Raw genomic sequence first — 21,997 nt, forward strand, 5'->3', positions numbered from 1 at the left:
TCCTACTGCCGCCCCACCACGGCCAGTTCGTCCCGAGCCCGAGTTGCCGCGACGTAGACCAGCGACCGAGCCCGCAACTCCGCGTCCTGCCGTTCGCTCTCGTCCAAGCCGCTCAATCGTGCCTTCTCGGCCGGTGATTGGAAGCCGACGTCAGCCAGCACGACTTTGGAAAACTCCATTCCCTTGGCCCGGTGCATTGTCATGACGAGCACTCGGCCGGCGGCGGGCTGCTCGCGATCGACCGCTCGTGCCTGCACTCCCCGTTCGTTGAGCGCGTTGACCACCCGCTCGCGCTGAAACCTGTCCTGTACGAGAACGGCGATGGTCTCCGGTTTGGCGCCCTGGTCGAGCCAGGCCCGGGCGCGATCGGCAATGGCGTCGAGCTCGGCTACGAGCGACTCTGTTTTCTCGACCAGCGGCTCGGGCCCCGACCGGGCCGAGCGGTAGCCGGTTGCCTCGGCCTGCTCCTCCAGGTCGACGTAGTCGCCGCCTTCGAGAATCGCCATGGCGTACTTGAGGTTCTGCGCGGTGGTCCGATAGTTGAGCGTGAGACGGCGGGACCGGCCCACGATACGGATGCCGTATCGGCCGAGAACGGTTCGGTTGCCGTAGATGCGCTGGTGAGAGTCCTCGGCCACGAACAAGTCGTCCGGGCCTTCGGCTACCAGGGCACGCAGCATCTGCCAATGGGCGGGCGACAGGTCCTGACCCTCATCGACGAGCACATGATCAGCCTGACCGCCGGTGGTCTCCAGATGTGCCGCCGCGATCGCGGCCGCCTCCGCGAAGTCGAGCGTCCCGTCGAGGCGGCTCTGTGCTCGGTAGGCCGCGATTAGCGCCCAGACATTGTCACGCTTAGCTCGGTCCAGGGCGACGCCACGTCCCGGTCGGCGCACTCGGCGGTACTCCGCTTCGTTCTTAACCCGGTTCGGCAGGATGACCAAGGAGTACTCGGTGCTGAGAAACGTCTCGTTGGCGATCTCCGGTGGCAGGGTGCTGCCGGCGGACTCGACGATCTCGCGCCAGCGGGTGGTCGAGGTACGAGAGGTCGGCGCCGATCGGGTATCGCCGAGAACAGCCTGCACCGCATCCGCGATCGAAGCGCCGGCAGAGCGGATAACGGCCGAAGCCAGCGCATCGACTCCAGCGACGTAGACACCGGGTTGCCCGAGGGCCGTGGACTGCGTGACGTTCGGGTCGAGCAGCGCCAGGTTGTCGCGCAGCGAGTCGGCCAGGTTGGTGGTGAACGTGGTCAAGACGATGCGGGCGTCTTTGTGCTGGGCCGCGAGGGTACGGGCACGGTGGACCAGGACCACGGTCTTTCCGGTGCCGGCCCCCCCGGAGAGCCGGAAGGGGCCGCTGTACGCCCGTTCGACGTACTGGCGCTGCTCCGGGTGAAGAAAGACTCGCCAGGCGGGGAAGTCGTCCGCTTCGATGACCCGTCGCAGTTCCTCCTGGCCTTCGATGAAGGCGAACTGCGCCCGTGCCGCCGGCTGCCGCAGGGACGTCAGCAAGTCGGCATCGGCGTCACCAGACTGCTCGGGAGTCTGTAGCTGCATGCGGTCGGCGATGTCGTCGATCGAGTCGTGACTGGCCAGATCGACCAGCAGCAGGCCGATCCAGCCGTCATGACGTTGCGCCAGATCGAGCAGGACATCGTCATCCGGCGCGGCGAGCGCCTGATCGGCCACGTCCTCGGGGATGCCCAGACGTTCCACCAGATCCTTGCGAGTGCGGCCGAGCCGGACGAGCAGAGGCTCAACCGGATGCGGCGCGACCGGCTCCGGCGGAAGCACCGGGGGAGGAGTGGCCGCGATCTCCTCGATCTGGGGCAGGCCGTTGATCGGGTTGACCTTCAGCCGTACGCGGCTCGCGACGGCGATCGCGTCATCGTGCGGCCACACCCCGTGGATCACGTAGTGGCTTTCGCCCTGACCTTCGAGCCGGAACATCACGGCGCGCCAGAACTGGTCGACCCGTCCGGTACGGACACGTGGATCGACCGCGTTGCTGATCGGCTCGACGTGCAGCCCGGGCGTGGTGTCGTCCGCGGACAGCTTCTGCAGGAAGGTCATCGCCTTGGACTTGACCGACCCATCGAGCTTCACAGGCCACTTGGTCATGATGATGGTCGGCATCACAGCTCCCCGCTGTCGTTGGTTCCTGCATCGTTCGCCCGAGCCGCCACCGTCGCGAAGACGGCATCCGGGTCGGGCTTCACCACGTGCCATCCGGCGGCGGTCAGGTCGTCGCGGTCCTCGTCCGGCATGTCATGCACGGCGACCGTGATCCGTAGATTCGGCCACGAGATGTCCAGGGGGATGCCCTGCGGGCCTTCTTCACCGATACGGGGCGCCTCCAGCCCGCCGTGCTCGGCCAGCGCGCGAATGAGCGTCTGCTCGACGCCCGACGAGGCCGTCTCGTAGGCGGACACCCACGCGGAGTCCAAGCCTTCGGGCAATCCGCCCGTCGGCGCGGGCGTCAGCACGGTGGGCGCGCCAACCAAGCTCGTCGTGGTGATGACGGTCGGCCAGTCGCGCAGTGCGAGCGCATTCGACAGTTGCAGCCACAACCGCCAAGCGGTCGCGTGGGCGCTGTCCAGGACGCCGTCGCGGTCATCGAGCACAACCGCGACATCAACCGTGCCTGCGCCCGGCTCGGCCACGACGGCGAGAGCACCGAAGCGCTGTACGACGATGGTCCGGCTCCCGGCGGGGATCTCCTCCGAAAGCAGCACCGACCGTCCAGCGGCGGCGAGCGATACGTCCTCGGCGCACCGGCGCTGGAATTGCTTGCCGACGAAGAACATCGGCACGGCTCGCGCGACGATGCGAATGTCGTCCGGCTTCGGCGCGGCGATCCAGTTGAGCAGCCAGGAGATCGGCCCGGCGCGCAGCCCTTCGTACGCGATCGGCGTGGTCATGAATTGCGGCATCTTGATCAGCTTCGCGACGCTCGCGGGAGAGAACCACTCCGGCTTGGTCGTCACCTTGCGCTCTGCGTCGGCGACGTCCTGCGCCGTGATCCCGAGCACGATGCGACCGGTGCCACGCAGGATCTCGCGCTTCTCGGCGTCGTCGGCGAGCCGGTTGTGGGCCGGAACGGCGTGGAATGCTCGCCCGTCGGTGAAGATGGCCACCGTCGGGATCGATGTGTCGTTCGATTCAAGGACGAAGTCCGGACGCGAGTTCTCGAGGTTCAGCTGCGGCGTCAGCGTCCACTGCCGATGGGTGCCGGGCAATGTGAAGCGCAGGGCGTTGCCCCAGGCCTTCGGCACCTCGGTCAGGGCCGCGCCGGCTGCCTTCAGCCGTTCCACGATCAGCTTGCGGAATCGCTGCTCCAGGTGCGACTCGGGGTCTTCCTGCGGCGGGACCTCGGTGACCGTCCACGGCGGCCCGTCCGCCGTTTCGGCGTCCTCCGGCAGACCCAGCAGCCGGGCGAGGTGCCGTACCGCGGAGGCCCGGGACGTCCGGTTGATCGCCGTGTAAGGGGCGAACGGCAACAGGCACCGGTGGCAAGCGAGCCGTTCCTCGTACTGGCACTCACAGGTGCTGACCCGGTTCCAGGCGAGCGTCAACAGCTCTCGCAGCTGCTCCGGGGAGGCCAGGTCGGCCAGGTAACCGGTCCCGCCCGGCACCACGTCGTGCAGCAGCAGCGCCTCGTGGTTGTCGGTGCCGTCGCTGTGGGTCGGGTCGACGACGTGCTCGATCCGGATGTGATCCGGGTGCCCGCCGATCTGCTCCCGGAGACCGAGCAGTAGGGCCGCGCCCAGGCTCGGCACCGCGAAATCGTCCCCGAGGGTGATCGCGTGCGGAAGCCGCACCAGAAGCCCTTGGGTGCGCAGGGTCCGCGACAACGCCACCGTGGTGGTGTTCTCGGTGGCCGATGTGCGGTACCGGCACCAGGCTCGATGCTCGTGCGGCCGGTTGCGCCCGGAGTCGGTGTCGAGTTTCCCGCAGCCGCTGCACACCCGGAACAGCGCACCCGTACGCTCGTCAGCCGAGATGATGCGGGACGCGCCGTGGCCGGGCACACCGATGTTGATCCACCGCAGGTCCATCGTCCGCAGATACGTACAGCCGAGGCCGCTGCCCTCGACGAACCACTGCCGCCCGATGTTGGCCGGATCGACGTCGGCGGCCGTGACGACCTGGAATGCTATGTAGTCCCGCTGATCGCGCCGGTCGGAGATCATCACCTCGTCGCGCCGCACCTCGGCCGAGACGTGGGCCAATTCGACCACGTCCATGCGCTGGCCGGTGTCGGCGATTCCCGGGCTTCCGCAGCGTGGGCAAGCGTCGATCCGCTGCTCCTGCCCGGAGGCGGCGAGGTCGGCGGCGAATCCACAGGCCGGGCAGTACGCCCACGGCCGGATCGACTCGCCGTCAATGCCCAGGTCGATGGCGTCGATGGCGATCTCGAAGCCGCGCGCGTAGAAGGTCGCGCCCGGCGCGAACTCCCGGATGGCCTGAGCAGAGCCCCGCTGGAACTGGGCATGCTCACTGCGGAATTCGCTGCTGTCCGGATCGGTCCAGCTGATCCCGACGTCGAGGGTGACCGTGTCGTCGAGCAGCGTGTAGTTGGGCAACAGCCCGTACTCCTCCAGGACTCCGATCCAGTACTCGCCGCGCAGATGAGCCAGCTGACCCCTGGTCAGCGACAGGGTAGCCTTCGCGGACCGCCACGCCCGCCGGTCGTCGTCGGTCGCGGCCGGCGACTCCTTCTTGGCCTCAAGCTCCGGGAGCACCTTTCCGATATCGGCCTCGCGCCGCTTCAACGTCTCAACCGTGATCTGCCAGCGGCGGCTGGCCGCGTGGAGATAAGCGGCGAACATGCTCGTTCCAGCACCGGCGATCGGACGGACCCAGGTCTTCAGGCCGTCGACGACGTCGGCCGGGAGTGGGCCAAGCGTGTCCGCGAACCGCTGCACACCCTCGTCGCCCGCGGCCTCGGCCGCGCTGATGAGCTCGCCGAGGAACGAATCCGGGTCGCTGGAACCGATCGCTTTGGAGGCGCTACCCGGATGCTTGGCACGCGAATCACGGGCCATGCCGTCAGCCAGCGAAGCCGTGTACTGCCGCCGCAGGATCTCGTCGGCCTGAAGGTAGGTGGCCGGAGGGCGTACCTCGCCGTTGATGACCGACAGCGGATCACCCAGCTTTGGCAGCTGGTCACCACGGCCGGTCAGATAGGCCAGGTTGAGGGCGTTGCCAGTGAGGCGCCCGGCCCGGCCGACTCGCTGCAGGTAGGACGCAACGGTCCGCGGCAACGATGAAAGCAGCACGGCTGACAGGTCGCCGATGTCGATACCCATCTCCAGCGTGGGTGTCGCCACTAGAACGTTGGGGACGTCCGGCTCGGTCGTCGCGCTCTTGAAACCCTCCTCGTACTTCAGGCGGGTGGCGTCATCGAGCAGGCTGGTGTGTTCGCGCGCGACGATTCGCCGGGTCTCCGACGATGTGTAGAGCCGCCGGTAGAAGTTGTCGTCCAGCGGTTCCCGGACGAGCCGCCCGCCGCAGCGCGCCAGCAGGCACGGCGCGCCGTCGAGCTGGTCGACAACGGCCACGCTGCCGGGGGTCAGTGACCGGCAGGTGGTGCAAGTCAGCATGTGCCGTCCCGCCTCGAGGTCCTCAGCGCGGGTGGGCGAGACGACCACGCCCGACGCTGGGATGGCGAAGACGGACGCCCCGCTCTGGCTGGTGGTGGCGGTCAGCACGCCGTCCTTCACCAGCCGGTCGAGTAGGAGCCGGGCGAGCCGTCCGCCGTCCGCCGGGCTTACCGGCAGCACCCGTGAGGTCCACTGGGCGTACCAGGACTGGGCGGAGGTGACGGCGTCGAGGCTGCTGTCGCGCACCGGGTCACCGGCGCCGCCGACGCGCGGGTATCCCGGCGCGGGCCGGCCGCGGGGGAAAGCCGGCATGCCGTCGGCCCGGGGGCGGCCACCCCAGATCGACCAGCGGTTGCCGTCCTCCTGCCGGTATTTGTCGAACCAGGGGTGATCGATCGCGCCCTGGGCCCGCATCCGGTCGAGCACGCCGCGGACCCACTGCACCAGCGACCTGTCGTCCGGCTCGTCGTTGTCAGAGCCGAGGGCGTTCTGTACGGAGAAACCGCGCAGCACGGTGCGCGCCGCGCCGGCCATCCGCGCCGGCGTGCCGGCCTCCACCTCCGCCGCCACCGAACCCGTCAGTTCGAGTGTGCGGCCGATGCGGGAGTTCAGCCCGAACTCCAGAGCCACGTCGAGGGCCAGGCGCTTCTGAACCCGCGACCTCACTGCCGGCGCACCGCGCAAGGTCGGTGACTTCCAGAAGGCGCTGAAGGAATCACGGTCGGCGCAGTCGGGCGCCAGAAGCATGTACCGCTGGAAGGGATCGGTTCCGGTCCGCTGGATTGCTTCCTCTACAAGGCGGTCCAGCGACAGCGGCCCCGGCGCTATGGCCGCGTTCAGTGCGGCACGCAACGTCAGCGTGTGTGAGCGGGCCTGCACGAAGCCCGCCCGGTGCGCGGCGTCCTGCACCGAGTCGGTGAAAACGAGGGCCTTCTTCTCCCGTGCGTCCAAGGCGGCCGACCCGAACAGCGTCGAGAGAGACACCGACAGCAGGGTGGCGATTGCGCTGCCCAGGAAACGGATCCCGTCCGCCTGCGCGCACGACGGGCAGGTGTCGTCGCGGGCCGCCTCGTCGGCGTCGCGCCCGGAGGCGGTGAGCACTGGCAGAATCCAGCCGTCGCGCAGGTCCGCGTCATCGTCGGCCGGCGCGTTGTTGAGCAGTTCCCGACCGCGTACCGCGAACCAGGCCAAGCCCTCGGCCCGCGCGTCGCCGCGATAGACCGAGTCGGCCTCGGCCGGCGCGTACAGCAGAGCCCGGAACCGGCCCTCACGGGAGGCGTGGTTGCGGCGGATCGTCTCGTCGTTGACGGCCAGGCTGGAGCCGACCGGCGCGAGCGCTACACCCCACCCGGAACGGCCGCAATGCCGGCAGTAGATGGCCGGGAATGACGGCCGTACGTCCTCGGTGTCGCCGCTGCTGGAGGGCGGACCGTCGTCTCCCCAACGAAACCGAGCCGTCGTGTCGGCCGCCCGGTCCACTCGGGTCAGCTCCCGCACCCACATGTGTACGTCAACGGAGAGGGCGTCGCGTCCGGCGACGGCGCGTACGTGCCCGAGCATCGCGATGATGGCCGAGATAGCCTGCCGCCACTCCTCGTCGACCCCGCCCGCGGCGACGCTCGATGTGGTGCGCCGGCTGTCCCGGCCCACGATCCGGCGTACCAGATCGTCGAGGCCGACCGCGTCCCGCGTTTCGTACGCCAGCTCCTGCACCAACGGGTGCGCCTTCGACAACGCCAGCAGGAGCTCCGGTCCGGTTGCCTCTTCGGTGCCGGTCCAGAGCCAATCAATCACGGTACGGGCGAGGAGCGCGCCCTCCGGGTCGGGGCCGAGATCCCGAACCCGCTCACAGACGTCAGCGACGTGGAAGTCGTCGGGAAGCGTGAACCCGGCCTCCCGCACCACGGCGTCCGCGTCACCCACCCACTCCTCGAGGTCCTGCCGCGACTCGGTGACCACCGCGTCCGCCGGGAACGGCTCACCGAAAACGGTCTCCGCAAACTCCAGCATCACGCCGGGATCGCCCTTGTCGCCGAGCGTGGCCGAGGTAGCGATGGGGGTCATCCGCCCGAGCGGCCGAGCCCGATCCTCGTCGGTCAGAGTGGGGTCGTCGTCGCGCCAATGACTCTTCAGCGTGAGCCCGAGTCGGCGTAGCAGCATGGCCACGTCGGTGCCTTGCGCGCCGTCATAGGTGTGGAACTCGTCCAGCACCAGGTAACGCAGGCTGGTCGCCGACTTCTGCCACAGGTCTTGGTCCTGATGCCGCAGCAGCAACTGGTCGAGCATCTTGTAGTTGGTGAGCAGGATGTCCGGCGCTGAGTCGCGGATGATGCCTCGATCGGTGATCAGCCCATCCTTGCTAACCATGGTCCGCGGCGCGCCCTTCTCGCCGGTGTAGATCGCGGCCGTGATCGACGCCAGCTCGGGATGGTTGGTAAGCATGTCAGCGAGACGTTTGGCCTGGTCGTTGGCGAGCGCGTTCATCGGGTAGAGGATCAGCGCCTTTGTGCCAGTGACTCCCTCCAGCCGGGCCCGTCGTACGTGATCCAGGATCGGGTAGAGGAACGCCTCGGTCTTACCTGAGCCGGTGCCAGTGGTGACCAGCGTCGGTTGGGGTCGCCGGTCACCCACGGACGACAGCCGGGCGAAAGCTGCGGCTTGATGGCCGTACGGGGTGAAGCCTTCATACCAGCCGAGATGCTCACGCCACCCGTCCGCCGCGGGCCGGAAAGGCAGCCGAAGCCGCACATACGGCCCCTTGAACATCCCGGTCACCGGATCCGACAAGAACTGGTCAAGCCCGTCCCGCGCGTCAGTGTCGGTCAGCGCGAACGTTGTCGTCAGGTAGGCGGTGAGACTCTGCCTGATATTGCCCGTTTGAACGGTCGGCAGAAGCTCGGTCACGACCGCTCCCGCAACCGCTGCTCAAATGCCGCATACGCCTGCCGCATGTCCGCCTCCCGGTCCAGAGTGACAAATGGCAGCTCGTATGTGTAGGTGAATCCAGACTGATTGGTCGCGGTTCGCTCGTCCACGGTGATCCGCTCGCCTCTCTTCCTCCACGCCGTGAGCACCGAGTTCGGCACGAGCCGCCCGTTGGCGTCATACAGACTGACAGTCCGGTCATAGCCCCGTAGGACCGCGAACTGCGTGCGGTAGATGGAGCAGAGCTCGTCTGCGGTGAGCCCGAGTGTCAGAGCGACCAGCGCATCGACTTCGACGAGAGCCTGACGTCGGTCTGCGGCAATTCGCAGAGGCGTTGTGGTGTCCCACTCTGCACCGACCTGCCCAATGGGTAGTCTTCGATAATTTGCCGACTCGTTTGTCCAGGAGTCATGCGAGAAGTCTCGCTCATGGCACTTATTCCATAAGTCGGCGTAGGCGTTGGTAACGACATTGAGCCTCAAGGTACGCAGAAGAATTTCTGATTCGAGAACGTTGCGCTGCGCGATAGCAAGCCGGGCGATGGCACCCGCTCTAATAGTCGATTTTGGGGCTACTCTGACCGCGAAGTCGGTGATTAAAGAGGACATGTACCCGAGTACTAAAACTAGGGCGCGACGGTCGCCGTCCGGGATACCGGCAGAGAAGATGCCATCGACGTGCGCTGACCCTGGGGGGATCAAGGCCGGCATGAGGGTTCGCTCCCCTTGGTTGGCAGCCATAGTCCGCCAAGCGATGCGGTAATGGTCGCGCGCGGGATCGGGATGAGCCTCGTCGCCCCAGTCGGTGTAGTCACAGTCGTACGCGTATCGGTCGCCGGTGGGCTGGTAGGCGGTGGCCGGGATCGCATTAGCTTGCAACTGTTCGAAGTCCGTCGCCGACCAATCCTGATTGTTGCGAATGGTGGGGTTCGGCATCTTGTATAGCGGCGTTGCCACGAACAGGTGTGGCCCTTGTAGAATCACGTCGTTCCATGATGATGGAACGGCCCATTCCGACTCGAAATACCCCTTCGTTCGGTCGCTCTTCTCGTGCCAGCCGGCGGAAAAATTTAATCCAAGATCACCGATGCGCGGACGGCGAGAAAGATTCTCCAGAACAGCCGCACTCGACTGGTTAACCGCATACACCATCCGAGTCTGCCGGACGGGGACCTTGTCGCTCTCCATGGTCGCGTGCCATGCGCGGAGGGTCTCGTCGGTGACGTGGGTGATTCGGGAGCGGTGAGGTCGTACGTCCCAGTTGCCGTCGTCGTCTTTCAAGCCCGGTTCTGGTCCGGATCCGTCATGAACTAGGGATCGCACCGCTGTATCGGGATGATAAAGCCAGCTCGCCTGGGCAAAGGCGGGCGCATCGCGCCGGGAGCCGTGCACGGTTACACCGAAGAACTTGCTGTCCTTAATTTCGAACAGGATGAGAGCGTTCACGAAGTGCCAGTGTCGGCGGAGTCGAAGATACAGTTCGGAGCGAAGCAGGCCTGCGTTCTCATCGGTGAAGTGCGAGTTCAGGTGGATCATTCCGATGGTTCCGCGCTGCGATCCGTGACGCCACAACGTCTCCATGAAGCAGCGATAGAGATCGGGTTGCAGACCGGCAAGGTGCGGGTATTGATTTGGTGCGCCGACGAAGGCCGCAACCGACAACACGTCGACGGTCCCGTCGACGACGAGCTCCCTCATGCCTGGCAACGCCAATGTGGCCGAGCGCTTGGTGCTGATCTGCGACTGAGTCGGTTTCAGCGCGAGTTGCCACCACGGATCACCCTCCGCGAACAGAGCGTTCATGTCCAGGGTCGGCCTAACCCATGGTGGATTACCGACCTGGAGGTCGAAGCCGCTGCGAGCGAAGACGGTGGCGAAGTCGAGGTTCCAGTGGAAGAAGCCCTGGCGCTGGGCGATGCGTTCGCAGACGACCAGCCACGGGTGGTCACGGAGGACCGTCTCGATCTCCCGAGCTCCCGCGAAGCCGATCTCGACCTTCTCGGCTTCGTTGAGTTCGCTCCAGCCCATGGCCGAGATGAGCGTCTGGCCGGGAGCGGTGCGCTTGCGTAAGTCGGGGTTGCGCCCTAGCAGCGCTTGCAGACCGGCAATCCACTGCGCGGTCGTCGGTGGGGCGATCACCTCGCCGTCGACGGTGGCCGAGGCCTCGGTAAGGGGCCAGAACCACAACGCCGTCCACGCGTCCATCGCGCGCCGCAGTCGCCGGTAGGCGCCGTTTTCGTCGGCCAGCGCTTGCTCGATCTCCTCCCGCGAAACCTTCCCGCCGACCGGTAGCTCGCCCGCCTCCCACACGGGGATGTGCCGGCGAATCTGCTTTTCGGCGATGTCCAGGCGGCGGTAGGCGATCTGCCAGAGTGTTTCGACGCGATGGGCGAGTTCGGCGTAGGCGTCAACGGATTGCTTTGTGGGTTTCGTCTTGGTGGAGCTGCGCCACGTCTTGAGCCGCTTCGCGGCCTCGGGGGCGAGAGCGGCGGCCTCCTTAGCGTCGGCCGCCGAACCCCAACCCTCGGCGGGGAGCAGGAAGTGGTGGATGCCGTCGGTGGCGACACGATCGTCGTCGATGTCCTCGACCAGGGAGGTCAGCGGGACCTCGGTGGGGACGGCACCAAACCACGATTTGTCAGTGACCTGGCTGCGGCGGTAGACGGCTCGGCGGGCGCCGATCAGCGAGTTGCCGCGGCGCAGGTGCAGGCCGAACCACGGGGCCGACAAACCTTCGACCATGGTGTCGAGCCAGAGGGAGATCTCGGCGAGTTCGACGGCGGTGGCGTTCAGGTCTACGCCGTAGACGTTGTGCAGGGCCAGGTATGCCTTGACCTTCTGCAATTCGCGCTGGTAGTCGTCGGGGTCGATGCGCTTGCCTTCGGCGGCCAACTCGTCCTGGCGGCGCTTCAGGTATTGCTCGGCGAGTTGGCGTACCGCCTCGATGGCGAAGGCGCCGGAGCCCAGCGCCGGCTCGCAGATCGTCATTTCGAGGATTTCTTCGGCGCGCGTGTCGTCTGTAAGCAGCTCTTCGAGGGCCTGACCGACGGTGAACTTCGTCAGGACCTCGGGGGTGTAGTACGACGCCGACTGCTGGCGTTCGCGGCCGGCGAGACGAAACACGAACGAGCCTTGCTCGTGCACGACCGGGCGCATCTCGCCGGTCACCTTGTGGGGCTGCTTCACGAAGTCGTCGGCCGAGATGCCGTCGGCGCGGTCGACCGGGACGACCCAGGAGCCCTTGCTGCCGTCGCCGCCTTTGGCTACCTCGTACAGGTCGGTCTCGGCGAAGAAACCGGTGTACGACATCAGGCCCTCATAGACGGCGCCGAGCTGGTTGATGCCCAGTTCGGCGTACGAGATGAAGCCTCGGTCTTTGCCGCGCTTCTCCTTGCTCAGCAGGAGATGGGTGAGGACCTCTTGGAGGGCCGCGTTGCCGAGGCCGACCTCGTCGATGTGGGCGGTGGCGCTGGGCTTGAACAGGTCGGCGCGCAGTGGGTTGAACTCCAGGCCGTCCGCCGAGACGCTCTCCTCGTCGCCGATGCTTTCCGGGCGGTGGCCCTGGTCGACGAGGCGGAAGAGGGTGCCCAGCGACTCGTAGAGGTGGGTGCCGCTGCGGGCGCGCGGGGTGGCCAGCTCGACCTGGACCAATTCGCGGAGCCGGTCGAGCCCGTAGCCCTGGTCGTAAGCAGCAACCCCGGCCGGGAGGACGCTCAGCTCAGGGGACGCCTCGGCGTACAGCAGGAACAGGATGCGGTAGAGGAAGCGCAGGGACTGCTTGGCCAGCGGCTGGGCCTCGGAGCCGGGCAGCGGCTCCAGGCCCTTCGCTTGGCGGCGGGTGACGACCTCGTTGGCGATGATCTCGATGGAGAGGCGTACGCCGTCGCGCAGGTCCTTGGAGACGCCGACCGTGTGCTTGATGGACTCTTCGAGGACGCCGCTCCACCACAGGTTGCCGTCGGCGTCCGGGGCGATCGAGGCGGCGCTCAGGCAGGTCAGGGCACGGTCGATCTCGCCGCCGCGCTTGGTGTCGTTACGTTCGCAGACGAGCTGGAGGTCGATGGCGAGGTAGCGGCCCTCGGCCCAGCGGGAGGCCTCGGTCAGCACGGCCCAGCGGCCGGCCAGGACCAGCACCAGGTCGGGAGCGTCGTCGTCGACGAACAGGGCGGAGACCAGACGGGCCGCCGACGTGAGCTCGTCGCCGTCATCGTGCAGCTGAACCGGCTGGGCCAGAGTTTCCGCGTCCTTCGCGATGACGTCTTCCACGTCCTCGACCGGCTGGGCGCGGACGACGGCCAGCGGCGAGCGGTCGATGATGCCGGGCGCGGAGATGCGCAGCACCGGTCCGTTCTCGTGGACGGAGAGACCGTGCTCACGCAGTTCCAGGATACCGATGATCCGGTCGTAGATCGACGCGACGGCGTCGGCCAGCGTGGTGGTGTCGGTCGCGCCGACGCCGGCCTCGGTCTGGGCCAGTTCGGTCAACTTGGCCAGGTCGGCTTCCAGCTCCTGGCGCTTCTCGGTGAACCGGCTGCGCGGCGTGGGGCGCTTCTCCGCGGCCTCGGCGTCCCACTCCTTGCGGCGGGCCAGGACCCGCGCGTGGAACGACTCCTTGGTGGCGTCGGTGGTGAAGTAATGCTCGGAGATCCAGCCCTCGCCGACGAGGATCGCGTCGGAAACACTCATGCCTGCACTCCAGTAAGCGGCGTGACGACCAGCAGCGGACGGACGAGCTGGCGGTCGGGATTCATCTCGGCGACGAGCTTCTGTTCCTGCTCGATGCTGACTCGGCGTTGTTTGAGATCGAGGCGCTGGGCCTCTTTACTCGCGGCTTCCTGCCACTTATCCAGTCGGCCTGACCACTTCTCGATCCGCTCGGCGACGTCGGTCTCGGCCGCCTTGAACACGTCCAACATCTGCTTGCGGGCGTTCTCGACCGCCGGTTCGATCAGCCGGCGCAGGGCGGCGGCATCGGCCACCGGACCGGGGTTGGCGCGCGCGGTGTCCCAGCCCAGATGCGCCAGGGCGGCGGCCGCCGAAGGGTGGACCTCCATCAGGGCGAAAGACAGGTCAGCCGGCGCCGGGAAGGCCGCGGTCAGCCACGTCGCAGACACGACCTGCCCCCGCCGGTTGGTCAGGGTGCCCAGCAGCAGGACGGTCGGATCTTCGACGTCACCGCGGACGGCGAAGACCTCGTTGCGGCCCAGACCGGCCAAGGCGCGGTCGGACGCCCAATCGAGGACGGGGTGGAGCGGGCTCAGATAGTGCGCGTCCGGCCAGCTTGACCCGTTGTCGTCGCGGAGCGCCTCGGTGAGCCGGTCCATCCCGCGGGCCACAGTCGTGGCAAGCACGAGTTTCTCGGTGACCCGGCGATCCGCGAGGTAGCTCTGCGGCAGGACGTCGAGCCGTTGCACCAGGTCGGGCGGGGGAGTCAGCTCGGCGGTGCCGAACGCCGCGTCCCGCCGCCAGGCGACGCCGTTGTTGCTCAACGGCTTGGTCGGGTCGACGAACGCGGCGTGCAGGGCCTCCTCGAGGTAGGAGACGTCATCGGCGTAGAGCCCGGAACCGGCGGGAGCGGTGTCTTCGGGAACCGCCGCCTGGCCGGCGTCGTCGTCATCGTCGTCGAAGCCGAAGAACATCGCCGACAAGTCGTCGCCGTCCAGCACCTCATCCGGCGTCCGTACGACGTCGTCGAGGTCCCGCTGCCCGGCGAGGACGGCGCGGATGGCCTCCTCCTCGCCCTTGACGTCGTACTTGCCCATGAGGGACGCGACGTCGCCAAGCGCGTGGTGCGCCTCGTTCTCCTTCTCGACCAGCTTCGTCAGCACCCGGATGTCGCCGGCGAACCGGTCGCTCGTCGGCTCCAGCAGCAACGCCGTGATACGCGGAGGGAACTTCTGGCCGTATCGGTCGATGCGGCCGTTGCGCTGCTCGATCCGGATCAAGCTCCACGGGATGTCGAAGTGGATCAGCTCGTGGCACTGGGCGTGCAGGTTGACTCCCTCGGAGGCCACGTCACCGGTGACCAGTACGCGTACCGGCGTGTGCTCCTGCTTGAACGCATCGACGATGCGCTGCTGCTCGTCGTCAGGGAGGCCGCCGTGCAAGATCTCGACGGCCTCGGGTGGCAGTCCAAGGGCCTTGGGCAGTTGCTTGCGCAACGTGGTGAGCGTGGCTACGCGCTCCGCGAAGACCACCGCCCGCTCCGGCGAGCCGGCCGCCACACCCATGTCTTTCAGCCTGTCGACCAGGCGGGCGAACTTTGCGGAACCCTTGGCGATGACATCCGCGTTCAGCCCGGCCAGACGATTGAGCGCATCTTTCTCGGCATCTGCGGCTGCATCGGCACCAAGACGGTTGATGCGCTGCCGGATCGTCTCGGCGAGCGCCTCCGGGGAAGATAGGAACGCCTTGGCCAAAGTCCAAGGGAAAAGCGACGCGTTCTGTCCGGAGTATGGCGTGCGCTTGTTGGCCGGCCATAGCCACACGTCTTCGAGCTCGTGTGCGACCTTGTTCTCGGCGGGTGTCGCCGGCACCAGGAGGTTCTCCGGCTCGCGGCGCTCAGCCCAGTCGGCGCCGACCACTCCGGCGACCTCGGGGCTGTGTCGGTGCCGCCGGATGACAAGCCGCTCGATTTCGGCCGGAACGAGGTCACCGCTCGGCGGGATCGCGGACGGATCGAGCAGTCGGACCAACTCCGCGAACGAGTCGGCTCGTCCGTTGTGTGGCGTCGCCGACGCCAGGATCAGCGTCTCGGCGGTGCGGGACAGCAGACGGGCGAGCTTGTTGTTCTGCGTCGAGGCGTTGGCGAGGTTGTGCGACTCGTCGATGACGACCGCGTCCCAGCGCTGACGGCGCAGGCTCGTGACGTAACGCTCGGACTTCAGCGTGTCGATCGAGATGATCGCTCGCCGGAAGTAGGTGAAGGGATTGCGGTTGGCCGGCAGCTTCTGCCGGACCCGCTGAATACCCGCCGTGTCCAGCCGGACGAACGGCAGCGCGAACCGCGACCACAGTTCCTGCTGCATTTGCTCGAGAACGTGACGTGGCGTGACGATAAGAATCCGGTCCCCTCGGCCCCGGCGAACCAGTTCCGACAAGATCATGCCGATTTCGAGCGTCTTGCCGAGACCAACCGCGTCGGCGAGCAGGATCCTCGGCCGTAGGTTCGTCGGGTCGAGCGCCTTGCGTACGGCGGCTTGCTGATAGCTAAGCGGTCGGGCGAGGGCCTGCGTGGACACGGTCAGAGAGCGGTCGCCGAGCGGCACGGCCGTCTTGCGGAAGGTGGACTCCAACCACAGGCGAGCCTGGCGATACTGCGGGCTGTCGTCGGCTACCACATCGGCGGCCGCCGGATCCATCGGCTGGATGACGTCCAAGTCCGGGTTGTCGAAGAACGAGGCCGTAGAGTCCCGGACCAATTCGCTGAGACCGCGGACGTGGATCAGCGGTCCATCCGTGGTTTCTTCGACGGCCTGTACAAGCCATTCCTCGTCGCGGATGACCACCACCGAACCCGGCGCCACATCCAGCTTTTTCCCGGAACGGATGTCTTCCACGGTTGTCCCCACGTTCCATTCAGTCGCCAAGGGTGCGGCCGATCGTATACTGATCGCCACGAGAGCACTCCGGCGCGTTCTTGATTGCCGGTGAACCGTTCAACCGATGCAGTGTCGGCTGAACGGCGGAATCAATGCCGGTCAGCGCCCTGGAGCGCTTTCCTGGCATGGTCTGGTAGTCGTCAAGCAGCTTCATTGCTGTAGGACTCGTCCTCGTCCGGGATTACGGCACTGTCCGCAGCGTCGAACTGGTCGACCGCCTCTTGCATCGTGCCTTCCGAGGCGTCACGTTGCACAGCTTTACCCATCGCTTTCTCGACGAGCCGCACCAGTGCCTCCCGGCGGGCGGTGAAGAAGGCGTCGAAATCATCCAGGCGCATCGCGTGCGGGTCACATTGATGGGATGACACCAGGGCGTCCAGCTTGTCGGACGGAATCCCCGCGGCCTTCTCGACGGTCGCCAGGTATCTCGACGGCGCGGCTCCGCCGATCTTGCGGTTCGTGAGGGCTGAAAGAGGGGTCTTGTTGACGATACTCTCGCGCCGCTCGGCGTCGATCTTGTTATCAACGCACCACTTGTACGGGAAGATGTGATGGATGTCGACGCTCATGTCGATGTACTGAATCTTGTCGAAAGCCTTGTCGTACATCCAGTCCACTGCGTCGGCGATGACCAGCGCGTGAATGCCCTTGTAAGCGGCGGCACCACGAGTGCGTAGAGAGTGCAGGCGCGACTCGACGAACGCGGCGTCCTGAATCGTGCGGGGAGTTATGGCGCCGTCGTGGCCCCTAGCCCAATCCGGCACCTGTTCCAGGTCGCGGACGAACCGGGTTTCGTTGGCGCTGCCATAGAGCTCACCGAGAACGCCGCACCAGTACCACTGGGTGATCCGTTCGCGGACGCCGTGCAGGTCGATGTCCTCGCCGAGGGCCACCCGCAGCGCTGCCATGGGAACCAGTTGCTTGGCGTACGGCACCGATCGCTGGTCGAAGATGTGCAAATCTGCCAGGAAGGTGGAGGCCCACAGAAAACCTTGGCGCAGCGGCTGTACCCACTCCAGGTAGTCGCTCAGGCGGAGCTTGAGGACGTCGTCGCGCTTGGCCGATACCGCCGGCGGTCGGTCCGACGTGTCGGCCTTGTTGCGCTTGAGCGTCGCCAGCATGGTGACTGCCTGGAGGAAATCCGTGTTCTCAACGGCGTGCAACACCGGGTGAGCGGCGAAAGCCTCTTGCGTCCGCAGCCAGTCATCGTTGAGGCGGAAGTCCTCCCCGTGAGCGTCATAGTAGTCCTTGTCGCCCGCGAAGGTTGCCGTGAGCAGCTCGAAAACATTGAGGGTCAGGCCGCCGGTGTTGACCTTCTCGAAGACGGTTGCGACCGCGGATTTGCTGGTTTCCTTGTCGAGTTCGATCGCCGGAATGTTGTACGTCGAGGCCGGTTGGATCACGCGCTCGTGAAGCTGACCGGCCTGGACTTTGTCCTCAAGCGCGAACAGCCAGGTGACACCGCCGAAGAGCAACCGCAGCGGAAAGAAGCCCGCCGCTCGCTCCTTCTCCTCCGTCGACAGGTCGAGCACGATCTCCTTGCCGAAGTTGGTGCGCACCACACCGTCCCCCGGGATCGACACGACCGCCTCATCCATGCGGTCCTCGCCCTGTAGGGCAAGTTTGATGTCGATGTAGTAGCGGCGGTCCATCAGTTTGCCGCGGCTGTCCTTGGTCGAGACTATGCCTTTTCCGGTCAACGCCTGTGTCAGCGAGGTCAAGCGCTGCTGACCGTCCAGGAGCAGCGTTTCCGCCTCCGTACCGGGAGGCAGTACCACCCCCTCGACAGGCCGCGGCTTGAAGCGAATTTGGTCATTGCCTGTCTTGAGCAGCATCACGACGCCCATGGGGTGGCCTTGGAGAACCGTGACCAGCAGCTGGCGAATCCGCTCGTCCTCCCACTTGTAGCCGCGCTGGAAGTCAGGCAGCTGGATCTTCCCGCTCGTGGTCCACTTCAGGTAGTCGGCGAGTTCGTACAGTGGTGTTTGGAAACCCATCGGCGCTCATCCTTAAGCTTCGACTGCCTGCTACATCGACTGCTTGTGTCGTTCGAGATGTGTGATCACGGTCTGATTGGCGGCCCAGCCGTCCGGGAACTTCACGGGCTCGTAGATGTGGACTGGTTCTGTTGACGGGTGGGCGTCGAGTAGCTCGTGAATGCCGGCCCGGCCGACGATGACGCAAGCCTGGCGGTGGCGGGAAGTCAAGACACACAAGCGCCCGGCCTCGAGGTGGAAGGCGGTGGCGTCTCGGCGGCCCGACAGAGGATGCAAGATCACCGTGACGTCGTACTCGCGGCCCTGCAGGCGGTTCGCCGTGTCTACCGTGATGTCGGGCTGGTCGGCTAGGGCGGCTCGCAAGGCGGCGACCTGGTCGCGATGAGCGGCTCCGACGGCGATGCGTGAGGCGGTGACGGGGGCTGACGTGGAGCCGGAGCGGGCGACGGGACCACGCTCGACGAAGCGCCGCGCCACGGCCGCTACGGCGTCGACCGCCTCGGCGTCGGTGCGCATGGTGTGCCGGGCGGGCAGCTCAAGGTAGCCCCAACCCGAAGTGGCGGCTTCCTCCAGGACGGCATCCACGGGGGTATGCCCGAGCGCCCGCGTGGTGAACGTCAGCTCGCGCTCGCCAGGGCCGGTGCCGGTGCGGAAACCCGAGAACGGATAGAACGCCGACGCAATCACCTCTTGGGCGGTGTACGGCAAGCGCCACGACACGGGCAGCAGGTGTTCCGGTATGCCGTCGTTGTTGCGGAGCAGGCCGGCCACCGCCGACTGCATCGGGTCCCAGCTCAGACCGCGCCAGCGGTCGTTCTCCACCACTGAGAACGGGTCGAGCTGGCCCGGATCGCCGACGAACAGAGCGCGCTCGAACAGGCGGGCGATGGCCAGCAGGGCGTCCGAGCGCATCTGGTAGGCCTCATCGACGATCGCCCACTCCCAGGAGCGGTCCTTCACGTACGCCCATTTCGCGGCGGTGGCGATGGTGACGGCGCAGCCGGCGAGGTTGCCGGCGTCGTTGTCGCAGGCGACGTTGGACAGGCCGGCGATGCGGGCCGACGGCACGTAACCGCCGGCGCTCAAGCGGCCGATCAGCGCGGAGGGCAGACGGGCGGCCAGTGCGGCGGTCAGGTCGTCGACCTGCTCGTTGGTCTGAGCGACGATCATCAAACGGTGGCCGTCGAGAACCAGCTCGGCGGCGGCGCGGACGACCAGGGTCGACTTGCCGGCGCCGGGTGGGGAGTTGACGACCACGCCGCGGTGCTGGCCTGAACGGAAGTCGGACAGGATGCGTTGCGTGGCCTCGGCGGCGGTCTGGGCGGGGTCGAAGGTCATTCCCACACCTCGCGGGCGTCGTCGTCGGTGGGCTGGTACGGGCGCGGCGGTCCGCCATGGGTCCACGGCGTGTCCTCCGGCGCCGGCAGTGCAGGTGAGCGCATGCCTTCCGGAAAAACGCTGGTGTAGGTGAGCTCGTCGCTCAGAAACGGGACGCTGCCGGGTGCGGCGGTCGCGCCGCGGCCCATGTCGTTCTCGATCTGCAGCTCCACGCGGTCGCCGGTGATGCTCAGGATGGTGGCGTTCTGCTTCGGGCGGCTGGGGGAGCGCAGTGTCGTTCCGGCGGTGAGCCGCACGGGATCGCCGGTGCGGACGACGACGCGTGGGCGCAGGATGCGACGGCCCTTGTCGGACACGATCCGGCGGTCGGGCTCGACCTCGACGACCGTGCCGGTGAAGGCCTCGCCGGTCACCCGGAAGTTCGCCATCACCAGCGGGTCGTCCAGGGCGCGGGTGGCGTCGTACTCGTTCTGCTCGCGTTCCAGGCGCTGCAGGCGGCGAGCCGCGGCGACCGCACCGTCGCGGCGGGCCTGCGGGAAGCCGCCCCCACCGACGTACTGGTGGTAATTGGTGAACTCGATGCGGTCGTCGGCCCAGCGATCCGGCACGGTGTCGCCGGCAGGCAGCGCACGCAGCAGGTCGATCGCCTGCCACATCAGCCGCCAGGTGGGCTCTAGCTGCGAGCGCAGATCGCGCTCCAACACGACCAGGGCGCGCTCGTGCTTGCCCTGGTCGTAGAGGCGGATCGCCGGCGCGAGGATCTCGTTGTCGAACGTAGGGTCGGTGCTCGGCCCGGCCGGCGGCCAGATCGTAGGGTCCTCGGCGTCACGGGCGGCCTCGGCGCCAGAAGCGATCCAGCCGACCAGGGCGGCCAGGTTAGCGTCCTCGAGCGCACTCTGCCCGGTCGCCCAGTGCTGGCCGAGGGCGGACGTCATGGGTACGAGGGCCGATGAGCCGGGGTGCTCCGAGCGCTCGCCCCACCAGGTCAGCCACCGGCCGAGCAGCGGGACCTGTGGGGCCACGGCGTACTCGCCGGTCGTGCGGCGGAACCGGGTCGACCGGCCGAAAAGGCGGACGAAGGCGGCGCCGGCGGGGTTCGGCACCAGCATCTGCGGCGCGTCCAGGTAGCGGGCCCTGGCTTCCTTGCCGTACGTCTCGAGGCCCTGCCGTGGGCGGTCCTCGATGTAGCGCAGCACGATCGACGCGAGCTCGTCGGCGAAGGCGAAACGCAGGTCGCGGTTGCGCGGCTGGGGCACGAACAGCATCGTCGGCGCATCGCGGTCGGTGCCGATCATCGCGGCGAGCGGCGCGTTGGCCTCGCCGGCCATGGTGAGGGGTACGAAGACCAGCGGGTGGTCACTCAGGTGCAGGTGGCGGCGGGTGGCTATGGGGTACGCGCGTCCGCCGTCGACCGCCAGCGCGCGGGCGTACGAGGAGATCGCGCTCATGCCGCCACCGACCCGTAGATCTGGGCCGTGGTCCGTAGCATCGCGGCGGCCTCTTCCTCCTCGACCGACGCGACGGCCGTTCCGTGGGCCAGGTCGAGGGCGCGGGCGACGTACTCGACGCCGCCGAGCTCCTCGCGGACCGTCGTGCCCAGCGCGGACGTGCAGCCGGCGGCTTCGTGGCGGCAGAAGTACGCCATCTCGCAGCTGTTCAGGCATGAGGGCGCGTAGCGCGCCTCCATGATGGACAACGTCGACACCAGCTCCTCGGCCGTGTGGGTGCCGAGGTCGAGGCTGAGCCCGTCCGGCAGCTGTTCGACCAGGGTGTCGATGCGGGCCAGGCGGGTGAGCTGGTGGTCGAGCGTGATGAGCTGCTTGCGTACGTCGATTTTGACCGCGGTGGCCTGGTTGGAGAAGTCCTTCGGGCAGACCAGTACGACCTCGTGCGAGACGGCGTCGTCGCCGAGCAGGCGCCGCAGCGCCAAGACGTAGACCGCGGACTGCCGGGCCGCGGCGGCGACCTTCGCGCCGTCGGCCTGCTCGTCGATGATGGCGAACGACTTGATCTCGACGACGTGCATGACGCCGTCGTGGTGGAAGGCGACCAGGTCGGGCTCGAGGTAGACGTCGTTGCCGCCGACGTCCAGGCGCAGCAGAGGGTGGTCGAGGAAGGTGAGCGGCTCGCGGCCCTCGACGGCGGCCTTCAGGGCCTGGCGGGCGCGGGTGTGCCGGACTTCCTGGGTCGCGTTGCCGCCGACCTCGTTGAGGTCGGTGCTGCCCACTTCTTCGATCTCCAGGCCGAGCACCTCGCGCAGCAGGCGCAGCAACTCCGCGTACCCGTTGGCCTTGACCTGGGCCTCGAAGGAGTTGCCGCGGGTGATGGCGAACTGGGACTGGCCGAACTTCGCGGGGTAACCGATCTGCTTGGCCAGCGCGTCCTTGTCGACGCCGGCCGCGTCCAGCACGGCCCGCCGGGCGCAGCCCGGGTTCCCGGTGAGGGCGGCGACCGTACGGGCGTTGTGCCGCTTCGCGGGAGCGGAGCCGCGCAGCTGGCGGAGGCGGTGGGGGGTGTCGTCGGGCATCG

9 protein-coding genes are annotated in these 21,997 nt (G+C 67.3%); all 9 read right to left on the minus strand.

Annotated elements, in window-relative coordinates:
• Positions 1 to 2: 2 nt before the first annotated feature.
• The 9 genes from AB0J66_RS12570 to AB0J66_RS12610 are packed head-to-tail and all read right to left on the minus strand — an operon-like array spanning position 3 to position 21,995.
• Positions 3 to 2,138: a UvrD-helicase domain-containing protein gene (locus AB0J66_RS12570; RefSeq protein ID WP_364659143.1), complete on the minus strand. Its 2,136-nt coding sequence runs from the start codon at positions 2,136 to 2,138 to the stop codon at positions 3 to 5.
• Positions 2,138 to 8,512, minus strand: a complete 6,375-nt coding sequence (locus tag AB0J66_RS12575; RefSeq protein WP_364659145.1) for a DEAD/DEAH box helicase — start codon at positions 8,510 to 8,512, stop codon at positions 2,138 to 2,140. Before AB0J66_RS12575 ends, AB0J66_RS12570 begins: the two co-directional genes overlap by 1 nt.
• Positions 8,509 to 13,218 (minus strand): class I SAM-dependent DNA methyltransferase, encoded by a 4,710-nt coding sequence (locus tag AB0J66_RS12580; RefSeq protein WP_364659147.1) that lies wholly within the window; start codon positions 13,216 to 13,218, stop codon positions 8,509 to 8,511. Before AB0J66_RS12580 ends, AB0J66_RS12575 begins: the two co-directional genes overlap by 4 nt.
• Positions 13,215 to 16,091 (minus strand): helicase-related protein, encoded by a 2,877-nt coding sequence (locus tag AB0J66_RS12585; RefSeq protein WP_364659148.1) that lies wholly within the window; start codon positions 16,089 to 16,091, stop codon positions 13,215 to 13,217. Before AB0J66_RS12585 ends, AB0J66_RS12580 begins: the two co-directional genes overlap by 4 nt.
• Positions 16,092 to 16,110: 19 nt before the next feature.
• On the minus strand, positions 16,111 to 16,287 hold the full coding sequence (locus AB0J66_RS12590) for a hypothetical protein (RefSeq protein ID WP_364659149.1): 177 nt from the start codon (positions 16,285 to 16,287) through the stop codon (positions 16,111 to 16,113).
• Positions 16,274 to 18,130: a DUF262 domain-containing protein gene (locus AB0J66_RS12595; protein ID WP_364659151.1), complete on the minus strand. Its 1,857-nt coding sequence runs from the start codon at positions 18,128 to 18,130 to the stop codon at positions 16,274 to 16,276. Before AB0J66_RS12595 ends, AB0J66_RS12590 begins: the two co-directional genes overlap by 14 nt.
• A gap of 30 nt (positions 18,131 to 18,160) precedes the next feature.
• Positions 18,161 to 19,468, minus strand: coding sequence for an AAA domain-containing protein (locus AB0J66_RS12600; protein WP_364659153.1), 1,308 nt, complete (start codon positions 19,466 to 19,468; stop codon positions 18,161 to 18,163).
• The gene (locus AB0J66_RS12605; protein WP_364659155.1) at positions 19,465 to 20,916 is read right to left on the minus strand and encodes a hypothetical protein; all 1,452 of its coding nucleotides are present in this window, start codon (positions 20,914 to 20,916) and stop codon (positions 19,465 to 19,467) included. Before AB0J66_RS12605 ends, AB0J66_RS12600 begins: the two co-directional genes overlap by 4 nt.
• A complete protein-coding gene (locus AB0J66_RS12610) occupies positions 20,913 to 21,995 on the minus strand; it encodes a hypothetical protein (protein WP_364659157.1) in 1,083 nt (360 codons plus the stop codon). The genes AB0J66_RS12605 and AB0J66_RS12610 overlap by 4 nt, the downstream gene beginning before the upstream one ends.
• Positions 21,996 to 21,997: the final 2 nt, after the last annotated feature.

The organism is Actinoplanes sp. NPDC049598 (genome assembly GCF_040675435.1).
Classification (GTDB): Bacteria; Actinomycetota; Actinomycetes; order Mycobacteriales; family Micromonosporaceae; genus Actinoplanes.